The following is an 18,281-nucleotide window of genomic DNA, read 5'->3' on the forward strand; positions in this document are numbered from 1 at the left end:
CATGAAAAAACGGCCGACCGCCGGTACTAAGCCCGTGGGTCATGAGCGCATTGGATATTTCCGTCGCGGCCAGGGACGGCGACGGGGTCAGGCATAGATCACCTTGGCCCCGGTCCTATCAAGCTGGCTGCGTATCGGGCCGGACAGGCCATCGTCGGTGATCACAACATCGACGCTCGACAGCGAAAAGGCCTTGGAGGTCCCGCTGACGCCCCATTTGCTCGAATCCGCAAGAAGGACAACGCGCCGGGCCATGCGCACGAGGTTGCGCTTCGTTCGCGCCATGTCTTCGTTCACGTCGACCACATCCAGTGACGAGTCAATCGCATGCGCTCCAACAAAGACCTGATGCGCTACCAAGCCGCCGAGAGCCGTGTCGGCATCGGTGATCAGCGTGCTCACCGTGTCTGGATACACCCGACCACCGATCATGTGAACGTCGAGCCCGGGCCGATGCATCAGATGCTGCACGATATTCATCGCCGTGGCCGCGACCACGACATTGCTGAGCGGCGGTAACAGCATGGCAACCTGCATCAATGTCGAGCCGCCGTCGAAGATGACCGATTGGTTGTCCTCGAACAGTTCTATCGCTGCCCGGGCGATGCGTTTCTTTGCATCGAGGTTCGTTTGCATCCGCCTGGCGAACGCGGCCGTGGTCGAATCTGTGGTCCGGGTCACCGCGCCGCCACGGGTCTTGGTCAGCAGTCCCTTGCGGTCCAGTATCTCGAGGTCGGAGCGCACCGTGACTTCCGACACGCCAAAATCGTCTGACAGGTCCTTGATGCGAACCTGTCCGCTGCGTTGCACTTCACCCAGGATCGATTGGCGTCTCTGCTCTGACAACATTGCCCTGTCCTTGCCTCCATGTGCCAGGCGATCGCCCTGGCCTCGGTTCACTCTACCAAAAATACGCGAATTCGAAAGATTTCGAAAGATTGCATTTATCCTTTCTTTCGCAAACACTGGTCCAGGATTTTGAAATCAATCGATTGGAGAGTTTTGGACTCATGAGCCTCGGAACCAAGGTGCGCCTGGCGCGCCTCTTCTCACATCCATCTGGGAATCTTTTTGGCGGCGCGGTCGACCACTTTGTCGGCTATGGCGACGTGCGCAAAGGAGGTCTTGCCGACCTGCCGGGCGCGCTTGCACGCGTCATGGTAGGCAAACCCGACTACGTCAGCATCCAGCCTGGCACCGCGCGCCATCTGTGGCCGCAATACGCGGGCAAGGCTTCCCTGGTGATCCAGGCCGGCTGCTTCACCCCAGACGATCGCATCAGTGAACTGATTGCAACGCCCGAGGATGCGGTGCGCGCTGGCGCCGATGCGTTGGCCGTGGCCATTCCGGTGCGTGGCGCGACCGAGGGCAAATACATACGCTGGCTGACCGATTCGGTGAATGCGGCGGCCCGTTACGGCATGCCGGTGGTGGCGCACATCTACCCTCGTGATTTCACCGACGGGGCAAAAATCGTCTTCACCCCCGACGAGATCGCCTATGCGGCACGCATCGGCTACGAGTCCGGCGTCGACGTGATCAAGATCGGTTACACGGGCGATTTCGAGTCCTTTCGAGAGACCGTTCGGACCTGTCCGGTGCCGGTTGTGATCGCCGGTGGTCCGAAGACCGACACGCTGCTCGGCGCCCTTCAGCAGACGGCGGACGCCATCCGTGCCGGCGCACGCGGTGCCGTGGTGGGCCGCAATCTCTGGGGGCATGGCGATCCGGAAAAGGCAGCGATTGCCTTTCGGGGCGTCATCCACGACGGCCTTTCGGCGCAAGACGCCTTGGCGAAGGCGGGTGCCTGAACGATGCCCACCGTCCCTTCAATCCTCGGCTTCGGAGCTATTGCGATCGACGACATCGTCTATGTCGATCAGCCGTTGTCGGCGGGCAAGGGGAAGGTTCTGCAAAGTGCCCGAGCTTTCGGGGGAAATGTCGCGACGGCACTTGCCGCCGTCGCGCGGCTCGGCGGAACCGCCGGCTTCGTCGGATGGCTGGGCAGCGCCGCCGACGACGCCGTGTTGTGCGATCTCGTTGCGAGCGGCGTTGAAACCGCGTTCGCGCCGCGCCACCCGCACGCGCGCCCGGTGCGCTCGCGGATCACCGTCGGTTCGGATGGGGAGCGGTTCATCGCGTATGACGACGAAGCGATGCTGGGCACCGCGCCGGACTTTCCGGACGAGGTTCTCAGCCGCGCGACCGTCCTGATCGTCGATAGTTACGGGATCGGGTCGCTGGATGTCGTGGCTCGGGCTCGCGATCTCGGCCTTGCGATCCTCGGCGATGTCGAATGGAGCCGCGGCCCAGCCACCGAGAGACTGATCGGGCTCTGCGACCATGTCATTCTTCCGCTCGGCTTTGCGCGGGCCGCCACGGGCCGCCGCTCGCCGGCCGAGATACTAGATGCATTGTGGTTGCCGTCGCGGTCCGCCGTGGTTCTGACGGATGGCGGCAGGGGTGTCTTCTATCGCGGACGCGGCGAGACAGGGCTCTGGCACTTGCCTCCGTACCGGGTTGCCGTCGTCGACTCGACCGGCGCCGGTGACTGCTTTCATGGCGCCTATGCCCTTGCATTGACGCGCGGGGCCGACACCGCAGGCCGGGTCGCATTCGCGGCCGCGGCGGCGGCCCTTTCGATAACGGGGCGGGGCGGGCGCGAGGCGCTTCCGAACAACGACCAGGTCACGGAACTCCTGGCATCGACGAACGCGCCGTCGGCAGTCGAACTGAAGTATGCGCGGCTCCATACCGGAACATAGCCCGAACTATCCGAGGAAATATTTCGCAGGTGAACATAAGCAGAGGACAATCATAAAAATCAGTGGCTTAGACTTGTGAGAGGGAGGAATATGGCAGAAGTCGTTCTTGAGAATATCTGCAAGACATACGGGAACAATTTTCACGCAATCGACCAATTGAACCTGTCGGTCGAGGACGGCGAGTTTTTGATTCTCGTCGGGCCGTCCGGCTGTGGCAAATCCACCGCGTTGCGGATGATCGCGGGACTGGAGGACGTCACCAGCGGCAGCCTTCGAATCGGCGGAGTCGACGTTGTCGACATGCCGCCCAAGGACCGCGACATCGCGATGGTCTTCCAGAGCTACGCCCTCTATCCGCATATGACGGTGTTCGAAAACATCGGCTTTTCGATGCGGCTGGCAGGCAAGCCGAAGGCCGAGCGCAAAAAGCGCGTGGGCGAGATCGCCAAAACCCTTCAACTGACGTCTCTGCTGGACAGCAAACCCGCGAACCTTTCAGGCGGACAGCGTCAAAGGGTTGCCATGGGCCGCGCCATGGTGCGCGAGCCGGCAGCCTTTCTCATGGACGAACCCCTTTCCAATCTGGACGCGAAACTGCGTGTTCAAATGCGCGCCGAAATCACCAGTCTGCAAAAGCAGCTCGGCGTGACGACCATATATGTGACCCACGACCAAACCGAAGCCATGACGATGGGCGACAGGGTCGCGGTGTTGAAAGGCGGCGTGCTGCAGCAGGTCGACACACCCAAGAGGCTCTATGAATCGCCGGTGAACGCCTTCGTTGCCGGCTTCATCGGGTCTCCTTCGATGAACCTTTTCGAGGCGACCCTGACGGGCGACGAACTGATGTCCGGCGCCTTAGCCATCCGGCTGCAGGATGCAGCCTTCGTCCGCAGGCCGGGCTTGAGGTCGTATGCGGGGCGCAAGGTCGTGTTCGGGATACGACCGGAGGATCTCTATGACAGCAGCCTCGAATCCGGCCGCAAGTATCAGACGATGCCGGCAAAGGTGACCTCGATCGAAGAACTCGGATCCGAACATATCGTCCATCTCAACATCGACGCGGTCCGGGTGGACTCCGGCGACCCTGACGCGGTGCAGGATTTCGGCCTGGCGTCGAATGCGGTGGCGAAATTCGAACCGGTCAGCACAGTCCGCTCCGGCGAGGAAATCAGGTTGGCCCTGGATGACGCCAAGCTCCATTTCTTCGATCCCGAGACGCATCTGGCGATCTGAATATCCGCGACAAGACCCGCGGGCGAGGGTGAGGCGCCTGCATAAGAAGACTTCTGAATAACAGACGATCGGCCGCATTGTGCGGTCGAATATAAAGAAGGAGGAGAAAATGACGTTTCGTATAAAGCCCACGATGCTGAAAATAGCCGCGGCCGCATGGTTGCTTGGCGCAACCGGAGCCATGGCGGATACGACGCTGGAATTCACCCAATGGTGGGAGCCCGAATTGCCGGCTGGCTCGCTCAGGGCAATCATGGATGACTTCGAGGCCGCAAACCCCGGTATCAAGGTGACGCTGGTCAGCGGTCCCTATGCGACCACGCGAGACCAGATCTCGGTTGGTGCGGCAACCGGAACGCTCAGCGACGTCGTCGGCCTCGACGGTGCCTGGGTGAACAATCTGAATGCGCAGAACGCGCTCGCCGACATGAATCCGATGATGGATGCGAGCGGTTTCGACAAGAGCCAGGTCGCGGACATCATCAAGGTGGACGGCAAGGCGGTGATGTTTCCCGTGGCTTCCTTCGTCTATCCGGTCTTCGTGAATTTGGACCTCGCCGCCCAGGCAGGCGTGACCAAGCTGCCGTCGACCCGTGCGGAGTTTCTCGAAGCCGCCAAGAAGATGACGCACGCCGACAAGAACCAGTATGGCTGGGTGCTGCCCCTGTCGCTGCAAACGCCATCCGGCGTCCAGAACGACATGATGTCGTGGGTTTGGGCTTCGGGTCAGTCGATGATGGCGAGCGGCAAGCCGGACCTTGAGGGCAAACCGGTGGTGGATATGCTCGCCTTCGTCAAATCACTCAACGACGCCGGCACCATCTCGCCCGGCATTGCCACCAAGACCGAGCAGGAAAAGGTCGAGGAATTCGTCAACGACCGCGTCGGGATGATGATCGACTCGCTCGCGCATGTGAACCTCATACGCAAGCGCAATCCCAAGCTGAACTTCGACCTCATCCCGGTCCCGGTCGTGGAGAACTATACCGGCAAGCGCGGCCTTCCCTATGCCTCCTGGGGCATCGGCATCTCTGCTGCCTCGAAACATCAGGAAGAGGCCTGGAAACTCGTCCAATATCTGATGAGTGAAAAGGTGAACGCCAAGCTCGTGTCGCTTGCAAACGCCTTCCCGGGCAACGTCAACGCCAAGCCCGATTTCGTGACCTCGGACAAGGCTTTCGGCAAGGCTTTTGAAATCTTCAAGACCGGCTATCTCGCCAATGAGTTCACGGGCCTGCCGGTGGCTGAAGACCTGATGACCCAGTTCGACGTGCAAGCCCAGAAGATGCTCGCCGGCGAGCAGTCTCCGGAACAGGCCGCAGCCACCGCTCAGAAGGGCTGGATGGCGAAATTCTGATCGGCCAGTTCCCGTTTGCTATCTTCGACCGGGTGACCTGACTTCGGGCAGGCCACCCGGCAACAACGGATCGGCAATTCGAGTTGGACCTGTTTCCGAAGCTTGCCTTCTCTTGAAGGCGTATCCCAAGGTTGGCACATGACCCGGCAAAAGCGCTCCCACCACAAGCTGAAACGAGCGGTCGCACCCTACCTCTATCTGTCGCCCTCGCTGCTCATAATCGGGCTTCTGATGCTGCTGCCGATGGTGACGGTGATTGCCTACTCGTTCCAGAACAGCGCGGTTCTGCGTCGTGACCCATCCTTTGCCGGACTGAAACACTACCAGGCGATCTTCGACGATCCCGTGTTCTGGGCTTCGCTGTGGCACACGCTCTACTTCACATGCATGAGTGTCATTTTCCACATGACCATCGGCATGGTCTTCGCGCTCATGCTGAACAGCGACCGCATCAATCCGACGCTGCGCAATATTCTGCGCGTGCTCTACATACTGCCCTGGCTGTTCACCGCGGTGATTATCGCCGTGATCTGGCGCCTCCTGCTTGAGCCGAACGGTGTCGTGAATAGCATTCTCATGCAAATTGGCATCATCGGTTCCAAGGTCGAATGGTTTTCCTCGCCTGAGACCGCGCTGCACGCCGTCACCTTCGCCAATATCTGGGCGGGCTATCCGCTCTTCATGGTCAGCCTGCTCGCGGGTTTGCAGGGCATTCCCAAGGATTTCTACGAGGCCGCCGATATCGACGGGGCGAAAGCCTACCAGAAGCTGATCTTCATCACCATTCCGATGCTGATGCCGATCATCATCAGCATCTCGCTGCTCGACTTCATCTGGACCATGCAGGTCTTCCCGTTAATCTGGATAACGACGGGCGGTGGCCCGATCTACTCGACCGAGGTCCTCAGCACCTACACGTACAAGCTGGCGTTTTCGAGCTACAACCTGTCGCAGGCTTCGGCGAGCGCTGTGGTCATCTTGTTGATCTCTCTCGGCCTGACGCTGTTCTATATTCGCTATCAAAAGGCTCGGTAGTCACCATGAGGAAAAGGCATACGCCGAAAGACAGGCTGATCACCGTCGCGCTCCATCTAGCGCTTGCTGCGGGGCTCTTTTTCGCGGCATTCCCGATCTACTGGATGCTGAGCAGTTCGTTCAAATCGAATACCGAAATCTTTGCCCTGCCACCAACCATCCTGCCAAAGGCCTTCACCCTGGAAGCGTATGCAGCCATCCTTGGCGACCCGGTAAAACTGCGCTTCTTCTTCAATAGCTATTTCGTGGCGGGAGCGGTGACCGTGCTGACGGTGCTGATCGCCTTGCTGTCAGCCTACGGGTTCAGCCGCTTCGACTTCCGCGGCAAGGGCAGCCTGAACACACTCATCATCAGCACGCAGACGATTCCGCCTATCACACTTCTGATCCCCTTCTTCGGGCTTGTCGTCTCATACGGTATCTTTGATACCTACGTCGCACTGATCCTGACTTACCTGGTGTTTACACTGCCGTACGCGATCCTGCTGATGACGGGATATCTGAACACCTTGCCTCGCGATCTCGATGAAGCCGTGGCTGTCGATGGCGGCACCAGTTGGACAGCGCTTTGGCGGGTGATCGTCCCGATTTCACTGCCTGGTATCGTGGCGACGTCGGTCTACACCTTCCTGTTGTGCTGGAACGAATTTCTCTTTGCGCTGACGCTGACGAAGTCAACGTCCATGCGCACCGTCCCGATCGGCATCCAGCTGTTGATGGGGCAGCACGCCTTCGAATGGAACCAGATGATGGCGATGAGCGTGCTCGGCTCGTTACCGCTCTTGCTCATCTACCTAGTTGCCCAAAGGTATTTCCTCGCCGGCATGACCGCAGGCTCGGTCAAGTAGGATGTCCATCCCAAGGAGAACCGAAGGAGCAGGCCTCCGCCTATCTCAATCGATGATTGGGCCCTGTCTGCTGGCAGGCGGCATCGCCGCGGCCGCGGCCGTCGTCACTGTTCCGCCGATCGTGCTCGTGCTGCTCTCTTCCCGCGCCACATCATCGAACGGCTGACTCAGGGCGCATCAAGGAATAGGCAAGGAATGAAAGGATGAACGTGAAAGACCTCAAAGTCGGCTGCCAGACCTTCACCTGGGAAATGCTGGGAGACCGGTTCACCGGCGGCCCGGACGATCTGTTGAAGGCGATCGCCGATGGCGGCTACGCCGGCATCGAAATCACCGACACCATGATCGGCCACTATGCCGACAGGCCGTCGCAATTCGCCGCGGCACTCAAGTCGTCCGGGCTGACGCTGGTCTCCTTCGCCTTCGGTTCGAAGAGCGGTTTTACGCTGAAGGAGAAAATCGGCGCCGATCTCGAGACCGCCAAAGTCTGGATCGACTTCGCCGCCACCTTCCCGAATGCGCTGGTCTCGATGGGCTCGGCAACCGTGGTGTCCGACGGCCCGCGCGACGATAAGTTCGCCATCGCAGCCGAATTCTACAACCGCGCCGCCGAGATCGGCCGCAAGGCCGGTGTGGATGTCGCGGTGCATCCGAGTTCGCACCACAACACGCTGCTGTTCGACCGCGCCGACTACGACACGATCTTTGCCTTGCTCGACCGCGATCTGGTCGGCTGGGTGCCGGATACCGGCCATATCCTGCGTGGTCACAAGGACATGTCCGACACGCTGCGCACCTATCGCGACCGCATCCGCTACATCCACCTCAAGGACGTCGATGCCAACGGCACCTGGGCGATGCTCGGCAAGGGCGTCTGCGACACGCCAGATGTCATCGAGATTGCCGGCACCGCGCCACGCTTCAACGGCTGGCTGGTGCTGGAGGAAGAATCCGACACGGCCGCCGCCGATCCCGCCGGCGCGGTGAAGACCAACCGCCAGACAATGCGCTCCTACGGCGCCTGAAGAACGAGACGATGATCAAGAAACAGGACAGACGCCTCAGGGTCGGCGTGCTCGGCTGCGGCCCCATCGCGCAGTTCGCGCATCTGGAATCCTGCGTCAAAGCCGGCAATGCCGACCTTTACGCCATCTGCGACGCGGCACCCGACCTGCTCGCGCGCATGGGCGCCACCTACGAGCCCGAAAAAATGTATGGCGACTATGACGAGATGCTCGCCGATCCGGAACTGGAGGCGGTGGTCGTCGCCACCTCGGACGCCTATCACGTGCCGATGTCGATCAAGGCGCTCGACGCCGGCAAGCATGTTCTGTGCGAAAAGCCGATCGGCACCTCGGTGGAAGAAGGCGAGGCGCTGGCCGAAGCAGTCAGGCGCTCTGGCAAGGTGCTGCAGGTCGGCCACATGAAGCGCTTCGACCCGGCGCTGGAGGCCGCGCGCGATTTTGTCCGCGACGAGATCGGCGAGGTGTTGGCGCTGAAGGCGTGGTACTGCGATTCCACCCATCGCTACACCAACACCGACGCCGTTCAGCCGCTGCCCGTGACCAGCAAGCTGGCGCGCAAACCGGGAGGCAATCCGAAGGCCGATTTGCGGCAGTATTTCATGCTGGCGCACGGCTCGCATCTCGTCGACACGGCGCGGTTCCTGTGCGGCGAGATCGTCGCCGTGCGCGCCCGGCTCAACGAACGCTTCGGTGCCTATTGCTGGTTCGTCGAGACTGAGTTCGCCAGCGGCGCGCTCGGCCATCTCGACCTGACCGTCGCCGTACGGATGGATTGGCACGAAGGTTTTCAGCTTTATGGCGAGAACGGTTCGGTCATCGCCAAGACATTCAACCCCTGGTACTTCCGTGCCAGTGAGGTTGAGATCTTTCACGAGAAGACCGCCACTGCCCACAAGCCGCTCGGCGCCGACGGCCATTTCTTCCGCCGCCAGTTGGAAGGTCTTGCCCAAACCGTACTGGAAGGCACGCCGATGCGCGGCGCCAATGTCGAGGACGGCATCGCGTCGATCCGCGCCATGGTCGCTATCGCGCGTTCGGTGGAGACTGGCGAGCGGCTCGAACTCGCTTCGGTTTCGGGAGCGGTCTGATGCGTCTCGGCATCTTCGCCAAGACCTTTCCCGGTACCGAGCCGGCCGCGGTGCTCGCGGCCGTTCGGCAAGCGGGCTATGAGACGACGCAATTCAATCTCGCCTGCGCCGGCCTGCCGTCGATGCCGGATGCGATGCCGGCAAATGCCGTCGCTTCCATCCGCGCTGCCGCGCAATCGAGCGGCGTCTCACTTGCAGCACTTTCCGGCACCTACAACATGGCGCATCCCGACAAGGCAGTGCGCGACGATGGCCTTCGGCGTCTCGCCGTCGTCATCGAGGTTGCTGCTGCCCTGGACATCCCGCTGGTCACACTCTGCACCGGCTCGCGCAACGCAGCCGATCAGTGGGCGTATCACCCCGACAATGCCACGCCGGCCGCGTGGTCCGACATGGCCATCGAGATGGCGAAGGCGCTGGCGCTGGCCGAAGAGGCCGGCGTCGATCTCGGCATCGAGCCTGAGCAAGCCAACATCGTCACTTCCGCCAGGGACGCGACAAGGCTGATCGCCGAGATGGGATCGAAACACCTGAAGATCGTGCTTGATCCGGCAAACCTGTTCGAACAAGCCACGCCCGACGAGGCGCGCGCCATCGTCGCCGCCGCGATCGACGGGGCCGCCGGCCACATCGCCATGGCGCACGCCAAGGACCGCTTTGGCGACGGCCGCTTTGCCACCGCAGGACAAGGCATCGTCGACTTCCCGGATTTTGTCGCGCGGCTGAAGGCAGCGGGCTTCGACGGCCCGCTCGTCACCCACGGCCTGTCCGCGGAAGAAGCCCCCGGCGTCGCTGCCTTCCTGCGAGGGCTGCTCTGATGGGCGCCGCACCGTCGATCCTGCTGCGCGATGATGCATCGCTTCGTGTCTTCGACACGGGGCAGGGCAGGCTTCCCGTCATCTTCCAGCATGGCCTTGGCGGTGATGCAGCGCAGGTCGCGCAGAATTTTCCCAACAGGCCCTCATACCGCCGGCTCACCGTCGAATGCCGCGCGCAGGGCGATTCCGGCGCCGGCACCAAACGGCCCTTTTCGATCGCGATGTTCGCCGATGACGTGCTGGCCGCCGCCGATGCGGCTGGCGTCGAGCACTTCGTCGTCGGCGGCATTTCGATGGGCGCGGCCATCGCCTTGCAGCTTGCCGCCCGGCATCCCGATAGGGTCACAGGTCTCGTGCTTGTGCGCCCGGCCTGGGCTTTCGATGCGGCGCCGCAAAACATGCGTCCCTATGTGGAAGTGGCGGAACTCATTCGCGACCGTCCACTGGATGAAGCACGAGATATCTTCGCGGCTTCCGCGACTGCCGCCCGCTTTCGCAAAGAGGCGCCGGATAATCTCGCCTCGCTGCTTGGCTTCTTCGCGCGTGAGAATGCGGCCGTCTTCGCCGAGGTGATGCAGGCGATCGCAGAGGATGGGCCTAGCGTCACGCGGGTGGCGGCCGCCGGCCTTGCAATCCCGACACTCGTCATCGGCAGCGGTGTCGATCTCGTCCATCCGCTGGCGACCGCCCGCAGCCTTGCCGACGCTATTCCCAACGCCGCCTTTGTCGAGGTGACGCCGAAGGCCACCGACAAGGATCGCCATTTCGCCGAAATCCGCGCTGCTATCGCGGACTTTCTCGACACAAATTTCAACAACTAGGACCAGTCATGATCTCGAAACTCGTCTCAGGCCCGGCCGCTATCGCCGCATTGCCACGCGATCGCATGATCGCCGAATTCTCGCTGTGGTCCGCCGACCTCGTCAATTTCGAGAGCGATCTCAGGCGCATCGAGCCCTATGTCGATCTTCATCACATCGATGTGGCGGATGGGCATTTCGCCCCGTCCTTCCTGTTCTTCCCCGATCTCGTCGCCCGCATCGCCAGGCTGACGGCCAAGCCTATCCATGTCCATCTGATGGTCGATGAAGCAATCGTCGAGGCGCAGACGCGCCAGTTCATCGAGGCCGGCGCCGACATGATCAGCGTCCATGCCGAGAATGGCGAAGCGGGATTGCGCGCCGTGCGGCTGGCGCGGGAACTCGGCGCCGAGGCCGGTGTCGTGCTCAGGCTGGAGACGCCGGTCGAGGCGGCGACGCCTTTCGTCTCGGAGGTCGCGTTCGTCACGCTTCTGGGAACGGCGATCGGCGTCAAGGGGCAGAGCCTGTCGGACAAGGCCTGCGACAGGCTGGGCGCTGCCCGCGCCATCCTGAGGCAGGCCGACCGCGAGGCGGGAGTGGTTCTGGCGGCTGACGGCGGCATCCGCCATGAGACCGTGCCGCTGCTGCGTGCCGCCGGCGCCGAAACCGTGGTTCTCGGTTCGCTCGCCTTCGGCGACAAGGATCTCGCCGGCCGCATCCGCTGGCTGCACGGACTGAAGGTCGCGGCATGACGATACAAGCCGCCCTTGCAATCGATCTTGGCGGGACGGAGCTTCGCGCCGCCCTGGTCGACCGCGAAGGCAAGATCCTGGCATTCGCGGCGGTGCCGACGCAGGCGCAGGCCGGCCCCGATGTGGTGATCGGCCAGATCGAGGCGTTGGCGGCAACCGTCCATGCCGAGGCGCCGGCGCTTGCAGTCGTCGGCGTCGGCGTCGGCGCGCCGGGACCGCTCGATCCGCTGGCCGGCATCGCCGTTGGCCCGCCGACACTCGCCGGCTGGCTGGACGTACCGCTTGCCGACATCCTCGAACGGCGGCTCGGCCTGCCGGTGCGGCTGGAGAACGACGCCAATGCCGCCGCACTCGGCGAATGGCGCTTCGGCGCCGGCCATGGCGCGCGCTCGCTGGTCTTCGTCACGGTTTCTACCGGCATCGGCGGCGGTGTCGTCGTCAACGGGCGCATCCTGCATGGCCGCCGTGGCCTTGCCGCCGAGATCGGCCATATGACCATCACCAATGAAGGCGAACGCTGTATATGCGGCGTCGTCGGCTGCTTCGAGGCGATCGCCTCGGGCACAGCGCTCGGCCGCCGCGCCACCGCTGCGACAACCGCCGGCGATGGCTCGAGCTTGCGGCACCTTTCAGGCGACGCCGAGGTGACCGGCCGCCATGTCGTCGAGGCGGCACGGCTGCGGGACGGTCTTGCCTCGGCCTTGCTGGACGAGGAAGCTCGCTGGCTGGGCATTGGCTTCACCAACCTCTTGCATCTCTATTCGCCCGATGTGCTGGTCGTCGGCGGCGGCATTGCCAATGGGCTCGACTTGATGCTGCCGACCATCGAGGCTACTATCAGGCAGCGCGCCATGCGCGCCTATCGCGACGTGCCGGTCGTTCAGGCTCAGCTCGGCCGCCATGCCGGGCTGGTCGGCGCCGCCAGCCTCATCCTGTTCGATGATGTGGGCACGATTGCCGCCCGCATGCCTGTCGGCCCAAGCACATTTCCGGACACGAGGAGGGACTTCAATGGCTGAGCTCAAGCTGCGCGGCGTGCGCAAGTCCTATGGCAATGCCGAGGTGTTCAAGGGTGTCGACCTCGATGTCGGCGACCGCGAGTTCGTCGTCTTCGTCGGCCCGTCGGGCTGCGGATAGTCGACGCTGCGACCTGAACGACAACGGCCGAAGGCAGCATGCCTCCGGCCATTGCTGGTATCAAACCGCACGGATTACTCGGCGGGAACGACGTCCGCCGGAAGGCTGTCGTCCGCCGTGCCCGCCAGGGCTCTCGCCAGCTTGGCCTCGTCGAGTTCGCCTTCCCAGCGCGCCACCACCAGCGTGGCGACGGCGTTGCCGACGAAGTTGGTCAGCGCCCGGCATTCCGACATGAAGCGGTCGACGCCGAGGATCAGCGCCATGCCGGCGACCGGCACCGCCGGAACCACCGAAAGCGTGGCGGCAAGCGTGATGAAGCCTGCCCCGGTGATGCCGGCGGCGCCTTTGGACGAAAGCATCGCAACCAGCAGCAGCAGGATCTGGTCGCCCATCGACAGGTGAATGTTGGTTGCCTGCGCGATGAACAGCGCAGCCAGCGTCATATAGATGTTGGTGCCGTCGAGGTTGAAGGAATAGCCGGTCGGAATGACCAGACCGACCACCGAGCGCTTGGCGCCGGCCTTCTCCATCTTCTCCATCAGCGAGGGCAGGGCTGCCTCGGACGAGGAGGTGCCCAGCACCAGCAGCAGCTCTTCCTTGATGTAGCGGATCAGCGCCAGGATCGAGAACCCGTTGTAGCGGCAGACAGCACCCAGCACGACGAAGACGAACAGAAACGACGTCACGTAGAAGGTGCCGACCAGCATGGCGAGGTTGATGACCGCGCCGATGCCGTATTTGCCGATGGTGAATGCCATGGCGCCAAAGGCTCCGATAGGGGCTGCCTTCATCAGCACGCTGACCAGCTTGAAGATCGGCGTCGTCAGCGCTTGCAGGAAATTGAGGACGGGCGTTGCCTTGTCGCCGACCAGCGCCAGCGCAATGCCGAACAGCACCGAGAAGAACAATACCTGCAGGATGTCGCCGTCGGCGAAGGCACCGACGATCGTCGTCGGGATGATGTTCATCAGGAAGCCGGTGACCGACTGGTCGTGCGCCTTTGCGGCATAGGTGCTTACGGTCGAGGCATCGAGCGTCGCCGGGTCGATGTTGAAGCCGGCGCCCGGCTGCACGACATTGGCCACGACAAGGCCGATGACAAGCGCCAGCGTCGAGAAGGTGAGGAAGTAGAGCATCGCCTTGCCGGCGACACGCCCGACCTTCTGCAGGTCGCTCATGCCGGCAATTCCCGTCGTCACCGTCAGGAAGATGACCGGGGCGATGATCATCTTGACCAGCTTGATGAAGGCGTCGCCGAGCGGCTTCATGCTCTCGCCGACCGACGGAGAGAAGTGACCGAGCAGGATGCCGACGGTGATCGCGACGAGCACCTGCACGTAGAGTTGGGCATAGAAAGGCTTGCGCCGCGCGGAAGCCGCGCCTGAATGATCTGCGATGTGCATCGAACTCTCCCTGGCCGGATGGGCGAAAATGGACCGCCCTGCGTGACTTCTCCCATCGCGGCGCTCCGGTCGCACGCCGCTGCAAGGACTTTTGCAAGCGTCGTGCCAGATCGGGAAAAGGCCGGAATCCCAGGGTTTCCGCCTTTGTCAGAGGCCATGCGGGCAATGCCTGTGCGGATTTCCGCACAAGCAGCGTTTGCCTGGGCGGATTTTCGCATTACACTGGCCGCGAAGCCGGAGGGCTGGGAGGAAGAGGAGAGGGCAGACGTCGCAAGCAGGTACCGACAGTGGCTCCCCTGGATTTGCCGGCCGTGAATTGCTGCGCGAGGCCGCGCGCGATGGCCGCTGGCTTGTCGTGGTCGTCGCCCTCGTATTTCTGGCCGGCGCGATCGCAATTGCCGGGAGCATTGCCTCCGGCCAAGCGGCAGGCAATCTGCGCGACACAGCGCTTGCGGCCCTGCCGCTGGCGGCGGGGACGCTGACCGGCGAAATCGAAAAGCAGCGTCTGGTTCCGTTGGTGCTGGCACGAGACGACGCTGTGCGGGGCGCTCTGCGCCGAGCCGGAAAAATGCAAGAAAAGGCCCTCGACGACAAGCTCAAGGCGATTGCCGGCGATGCCTCGGCGTCCGCCATCTATGTCATCGATACGGCAGGCATCGCCATATCAGCCAGCAATGCCGGTGAGCCGACCAGCTTTGTCGGCATCGACTATAATTTTCGGCACTATTTTCAGGAGGCCATGGCGAAGGGTGCCGCCAGCCAATATGGCCTCGGCACGATCAGTGGCAAGCCAGGCCTTTACCTAGCCAGCCGGGTCGACGATGGCGGCAAGCCGCTTGGCGTTGCGGTGTTGAAGGTCGAGCTAGACCGCGTCGAAGCCAATTGGCGATCCAGCGGCTTTCTCGTCTTCGTCACCGATGAACGCGGCGTGGTGCTGGCCACCAGCCAGCCCGACTGGCGGTTTCATGCTCTGGCGCCACTGTCGGCGAAGGACGCGGCCGCTGCCCACGAGCAGCTTCAGCTGGCCGATGCCGGCTTCGAACCCTTGCCGATCCGACGCGGCGCTGGTGACGGTCTGGCCACGATCGACAGCGCCGGCAAGCAGCGTCGGTTCGTTGAGGTGGTGCAGGACCTGCCCGGTGCTGTCCCCGGTTGGCGTCTCTGGCTGCTGACGCCCGCCGATGCGGCACTCTCCGCCGCCGCCAACACGGCGCGCCTCACCACGCTGCTCGGCTTGCTGCTGATGGGCTTGCTAACCTTCGTGCTGACCCGGCGCCGGCGCGCCCGCCTGCTGAGACAGGAAGCGCTGGCGCGGATGAATGTCGAACTGGAGAGCCGGGTCAGCATGCGGACGGCCGAGCTGACGCGCTCCAACGCCGCACTTGCCGGCGAAATCGCCGAGCGCGAGAATGCCGAAGCCAAGGTCCGCCGGCTGCGCGACGATCTCGCCCAGGCCAACCGGCTTTCCATTCTCGGCCAGATCGCGGCCGGCGTGGCGCACGAAATCAACCAGCCGGTCGCCGCCATCCGCACCTATGCCGAGAATGCCGGCCGCTTTCTCGACAGCGGCAAGACCGAACCGGCCAGCGGCAATCTGACGTCGATCGTGTCGATGACCGAACGCATCGGCGCGATCACCAGCACATTGCGCACCTTTGCCCGCCGGCCGGGTGTCGCTGCCTCGCCCTTACCGGTGCGCGAGGCGATCGACGGCGCGCTGTCGCTGCTGTCCGGCCGCATCCGCGATTCCGGCGTGACCATCGTCAAGCCGCGCGGCAACGCGTCGCCGGTCGTCATGGCGAGCCGCATCCGGCTGGAGCAGATCCTGGTCAATTTATTGCAAAATGCGCTCGACGCCATGAAGGACCAGCCTGATCCCCGCATCGAGATTGAACTGGCCGAGCGCGACGATCGGGTGCTGATTTCGGTGCGCGACAACGGCCCTGGTCTCGGTCCAGAGGCGGCCGGCAATCTGTTCATGCCGTTCCAGACCACGAAGGAGAAGGGGCTCGGTCTCGGGCTGGTGATTTCGCAGGAGATCGCCCAGGAACTGGGCGGCACGCTGCGGCTCGATCCCGCCAGCGCCAGCGGCGCATCCTTCACCATCGACCTGAGGCGGATAGAATGACGGACCGATCAGGGCTAGTGGCACTCGTCGACGACGATGCGGATCTGCTTCACGCCACCACGCAATTGCTGGAGCTTGCCGGCTTCACCGTGGTCGCGCTCGATGCCGCCGAGGCCGCGCTTGGTGTCGTCGACAGGAATTTCGAAGGCGTGGTCGTCAGCGACATCCGCATGCCGGGCATGAACGGTCTGCAGCTGTTCGACCGCATCAAGGCGATCGATCCGGACATACCCGTGATCCTGGTCACCGGGCATGGCGATGTCGATCTTGCGGTCGCCGCGCTCAAGGACGGCGTCTACGATTTCATTCCGAAACCCTATGCCGGAGATCGCCTTGTCGAGGCGCTGAAACGGGCATCGGAGAAGCGGCGGCTGGTGATGGAGAACCGGCGCCTGCGCGAGGCCGCCGCACAAGCCGCCGACGGTCTGCCGCTGATCGGTGAAGCGCCTGCCATCCGCCGCCTGCGCGAGACTTTGCGCCAGATCGCCGACATGGATGTCGACGTGCTGGTCGAAGGAGAGACCGGAACCGGCAAGGAAGTGGTGGCGGACCTCCTGCACAGATGGGGGCGGCGGCGCGCAAAACCCTTCGTGGCGCTGAATTGCGGCGCGCTGCCGGAGACAGTCATCGAAAGCGAACTGTTCGGCCATGAGGCCGGCGCGTTCACCGGCGCGCAGCGGCGGCGGATAGGCCGCATCGAGCATGCCAGCGGTGGCACGCTGTTTCTCGACGAGATTGAATCCATGCCGCCGGCCCTCCAGGTCAAGCTGCTGAGGGTCCTCGAAACGCGCAGCGTCACCCCGCTTGGCTCGAACGAGACCCGCCGCGTCGACCTCAGGGTTGTCGCGGCGACCAAGGTCGATCTCGGCCGGCCGGACCAGCGCGGCGATTTTCGCGAGGATTTGTATTTTCGCCTCAACGTGGTGACGCTGCGCATCCCGCCCCTGCGCGAGCGGCGCGGCGACATCCCGATGCTGTTCGGGCATTTCCTCGGCAAGGCCTCGGAACGGTTCGGCCGGCCAATCGCCAAGGTGAACGCCGCGGTCAGCGATCATCTCCAGTCGCACGCCTGGCCGGGCAATGTGCGCGAGCTTGCCCATTTTGCCGATCGCGTCGCACTCGGCTTTGGTCCAGAGGATGAGACGAAAGCGGCCTCCGCACACTTGCCGGAGCTCGCGGCAACACTGCCCGAACGGGTCGGTCACTATGAGGCGCAACTCATCCGCGATGCGCTGCGCGACCATGGCGGCGATGTGCGCGGCGCCATCGACGCACTCGGCGTACCGCGCAAGACCTTCTACGACAAGCTCAAGCGCTACGGCATCGCCGCGTCTGAATTCCGCAATGGCGGCGACGCGGATGCGCAACCTCGCGGACAGATATAGAAATTGCGCAAGTGCGCTGCCCTTCGTAACGCTAGTTTTTATCCCGTCGCGCATTTCGGAAAGAGCCATGAACACGACACTTGAAACGACGGCAAACCCCTTGCCGGAAGAACTCGCCTTTCTCGGCGAGCGTCTGACGGCGTTCAACGACAGCGATATCGGCGCTTCCGAAAGGAAGGCCCTGGCGGTGTTCGTGCGCGACGACGCCGGCGCGGTCGTCGCCGGCATTTCGGGTTACACCGCCTGGGGCTGGCTTTACGTGCAATGGCTGTGGGTCGATGAAAGGCTGCGCGGCCAGCACATGGCCGGCAAGATGCTCGACGCGGCTGAGCAGGAAGCGATGGTGCGCGGCTGCCAGAACGCCTGGATTGATACCTTCAATCCGAATGCCGCCAAGGTTTATCAGCGCCAGGGTTATCAGCCGTTTGGCGCGCTTGCCGATTTTCCCGTCGGCCGCAGCCGCATTTTCCTGCAGAAGAAGCTGGTTGGCTGATTGATCAGCAA

General features: G+C 63.1%; 17 protein-coding genes and 1 pseudogene. 16 read left to right on the forward strand and 2 right to left on the reverse strand.

Annotated elements, in window-relative coordinates; all coding sequences use genetic code 11:
- Positions 1-87 precede the first annotated feature (87 nt).
- Positions 88-849 carry a DeoR/GlpR family DNA-binding transcription regulator gene (locus NKH03_RS09090; RefSeq protein WP_027036118.1) on the reverse strand — a complete coding sequence of 254 codons (762 nt, stop codon included), beginning with the start codon at positions 847-849 and terminating at the stop codon, positions 88-90.
- Positions 850-1,010: 161 nt separating this feature from the next.
- Between NKH03_RS09090 and NKH03_RS09095 the strand changes: the two genes are divergently transcribed.
- From NKH03_RS09095 to NKH03_RS09155, 13 genes and pseudogenes are all read left to right on the forward strand, one after another.
- The gene (locus tag NKH03_RS09095) at positions 1,011-1,811 is read left to right on the forward strand and encodes a beta/alpha barrel domain-containing protein (RefSeq protein WP_023756676.1); all 801 of its coding nucleotides are present in this window, start codon (positions 1,011-1,013) and stop codon (positions 1,809-1,811) included.
- A 3-nt stretch (positions 1,812-1,814) separates the two neighbouring features.
- Positions 1,815-2,765 carry a PfkB family carbohydrate kinase gene (locus NKH03_RS09100; protein ID WP_352968125.1) on the forward strand — a complete coding sequence of 317 codons (951 nt, stop codon included), beginning with the start codon at positions 1,815-1,817 and terminating at the stop codon, positions 2,763-2,765.
- 90 nt (positions 2,766-2,855) lie between these two features.
- Complete coding sequence (locus tag NKH03_RS09105; RefSeq protein WP_352968126.1) at positions 2,856-4,001, forward strand: ABC transporter ATP-binding protein; 1,146 nt, start codon at positions 2,856-2,858, stop codon at positions 3,999-4,001.
- Positions 4,002-4,110: 109 nt separating this feature from the next.
- Positions 4,111-5,358 carry an ABC transporter substrate-binding protein gene (locus tag NKH03_RS09110; protein WP_352867289.1) on the forward strand — a complete coding sequence of 416 codons (1,248 nt, stop codon included), beginning with the start codon at positions 4,111-4,113 and terminating at the stop codon, positions 5,356-5,358.
- A gap of 138 nt (positions 5,359-5,496) precedes the next feature.
- On the forward strand, positions 5,497-6,393 hold the full coding sequence (locus NKH03_RS09115; RefSeq protein ID WP_352968127.1) for a carbohydrate ABC transporter permease: 897 nt from the start codon (positions 5,497-5,499) through the stop codon (positions 6,391-6,393).
- A gap of 5 nt (positions 6,394-6,398) precedes the next feature.
- Positions 6,399-7,241: a carbohydrate ABC transporter permease gene (locus NKH03_RS09120; RefSeq protein ID WP_352968128.1), complete on the forward strand. Its 843-nt coding sequence runs from the start codon at positions 6,399-6,401 to the stop codon at positions 7,239-7,241.
- Positions 7,242-7,444: 203 nt separating this feature from the next.
- Positions 7,445-8,266: a sugar phosphate isomerase/epimerase family protein gene (locus NKH03_RS09125; RefSeq protein WP_352968129.1), complete on the forward strand. Its 822-nt coding sequence runs from the start codon at positions 7,445-7,447 to the stop codon at positions 8,264-8,266.
- A gap of 11 nt (positions 8,267-8,277) precedes the next feature.
- Positions 8,278-9,354 carry a Gfo/Idh/MocA family protein gene (locus NKH03_RS09130; protein WP_352968130.1) on the forward strand — a complete coding sequence of 359 codons (1,077 nt, stop codon included), beginning with the start codon at positions 8,278-8,280 and terminating at the stop codon, positions 9,352-9,354.
- On the forward strand, positions 9,354-10,172 hold the full coding sequence (locus tag NKH03_RS09135) for a sugar phosphate isomerase/epimerase family protein (protein WP_352867276.1): 819 nt from the start codon (positions 9,354-9,356) through the stop codon (positions 10,170-10,172). The genes NKH03_RS09130 and NKH03_RS09135 overlap by 1 nt, the downstream gene beginning before the upstream one ends.
- A complete protein-coding gene (locus tag NKH03_RS09140; protein ID WP_352968131.1) occupies positions 10,172-10,993 on the forward strand; it encodes an alpha/beta fold hydrolase in 822 nt (273 codons plus the stop codon). Before NKH03_RS09135 ends, NKH03_RS09140 begins: the two co-directional genes overlap by 1 nt.
- Before the next feature lie 8 nt (positions 10,994-11,001).
- Positions 11,002-11,724 (forward strand): ribulose-phosphate 3-epimerase, encoded by a 723-nt coding sequence (locus NKH03_RS09145; protein ID WP_352968132.1) that lies wholly within the window; start codon positions 11,002-11,004, stop codon positions 11,722-11,724.
- Positions 11,721-12,743: an ROK family protein gene (locus NKH03_RS09150; RefSeq protein ID WP_352968133.1), complete on the forward strand. Its 1,023-nt coding sequence runs from the start codon at positions 11,721-11,723 to the stop codon at positions 12,741-12,743. Before NKH03_RS09145 ends, NKH03_RS09150 begins: the two co-directional genes overlap by 4 nt.
- Positions 12,736-12,858, forward strand: a pseudogene (locus NKH03_RS09155) (ABC transporter); the annotation flags it as partial. The gene NKH03_RS09150 and the pseudogene NKH03_RS09155, both read left to right, overlap by 8 nt.
- 77 nt (positions 12,859-12,935) lie before the next feature.
- Here the strand turns inward: NKH03_RS09155 and NKH03_RS09160 are convergent.
- Positions 12,936-14,264: a dicarboxylate/amino acid:cation symporter gene (locus NKH03_RS09160; RefSeq protein ID WP_352968134.1), complete on the reverse strand. Its 1,329-nt coding sequence runs from the start codon at positions 14,262-14,264 to the stop codon at positions 12,936-12,938.
- 316 nt (positions 14,265-14,580) lie between these two features.
- Here NKH03_RS09160 and NKH03_RS09165 point away from each other — a divergent pair, with 316 nt between their 5' ends.
- The 3 genes from NKH03_RS09165 (at position 14,581) to NKH03_RS09175 (ending at position 18,270) form a co-directional block, all read left to right on the forward strand.
- Positions 14,581-16,392, forward strand: a complete 1,812-nt coding sequence (locus tag NKH03_RS09165) for a sensor histidine kinase (protein WP_352968135.1) — start codon at positions 14,581-14,583, stop codon at positions 16,390-16,392.
- Positions 16,389-17,777: a sigma-54-dependent transcriptional regulator gene (locus NKH03_RS09170; RefSeq protein ID WP_352968136.1), complete on the forward strand. Its 1,389-nt coding sequence runs from the start codon at positions 16,389-16,391 to the stop codon at positions 17,775-17,777. Before NKH03_RS09165 ends, NKH03_RS09170 begins: the two co-directional genes overlap by 4 nt.
- A 67-nt stretch (positions 17,778-17,844) precedes the next feature.
- On the forward strand, positions 17,845-18,270 hold the full coding sequence (locus NKH03_RS09175) for a GNAT family N-acetyltransferase (RefSeq protein WP_352968137.1): 426 nt from the start codon (positions 17,845-17,847) through the stop codon (positions 18,268-18,270).
- The last annotated feature ends 11 nt before the right edge of the window (positions 18,271-18,281 follow it).

The organism is Mesorhizobium sp. M1406, assembly GCF_040317555.1.
Lineage (GTDB): Bacteria > Pseudomonadota > Alphaproteobacteria > Rhizobiales > Rhizobiaceae > Mesorhizobium.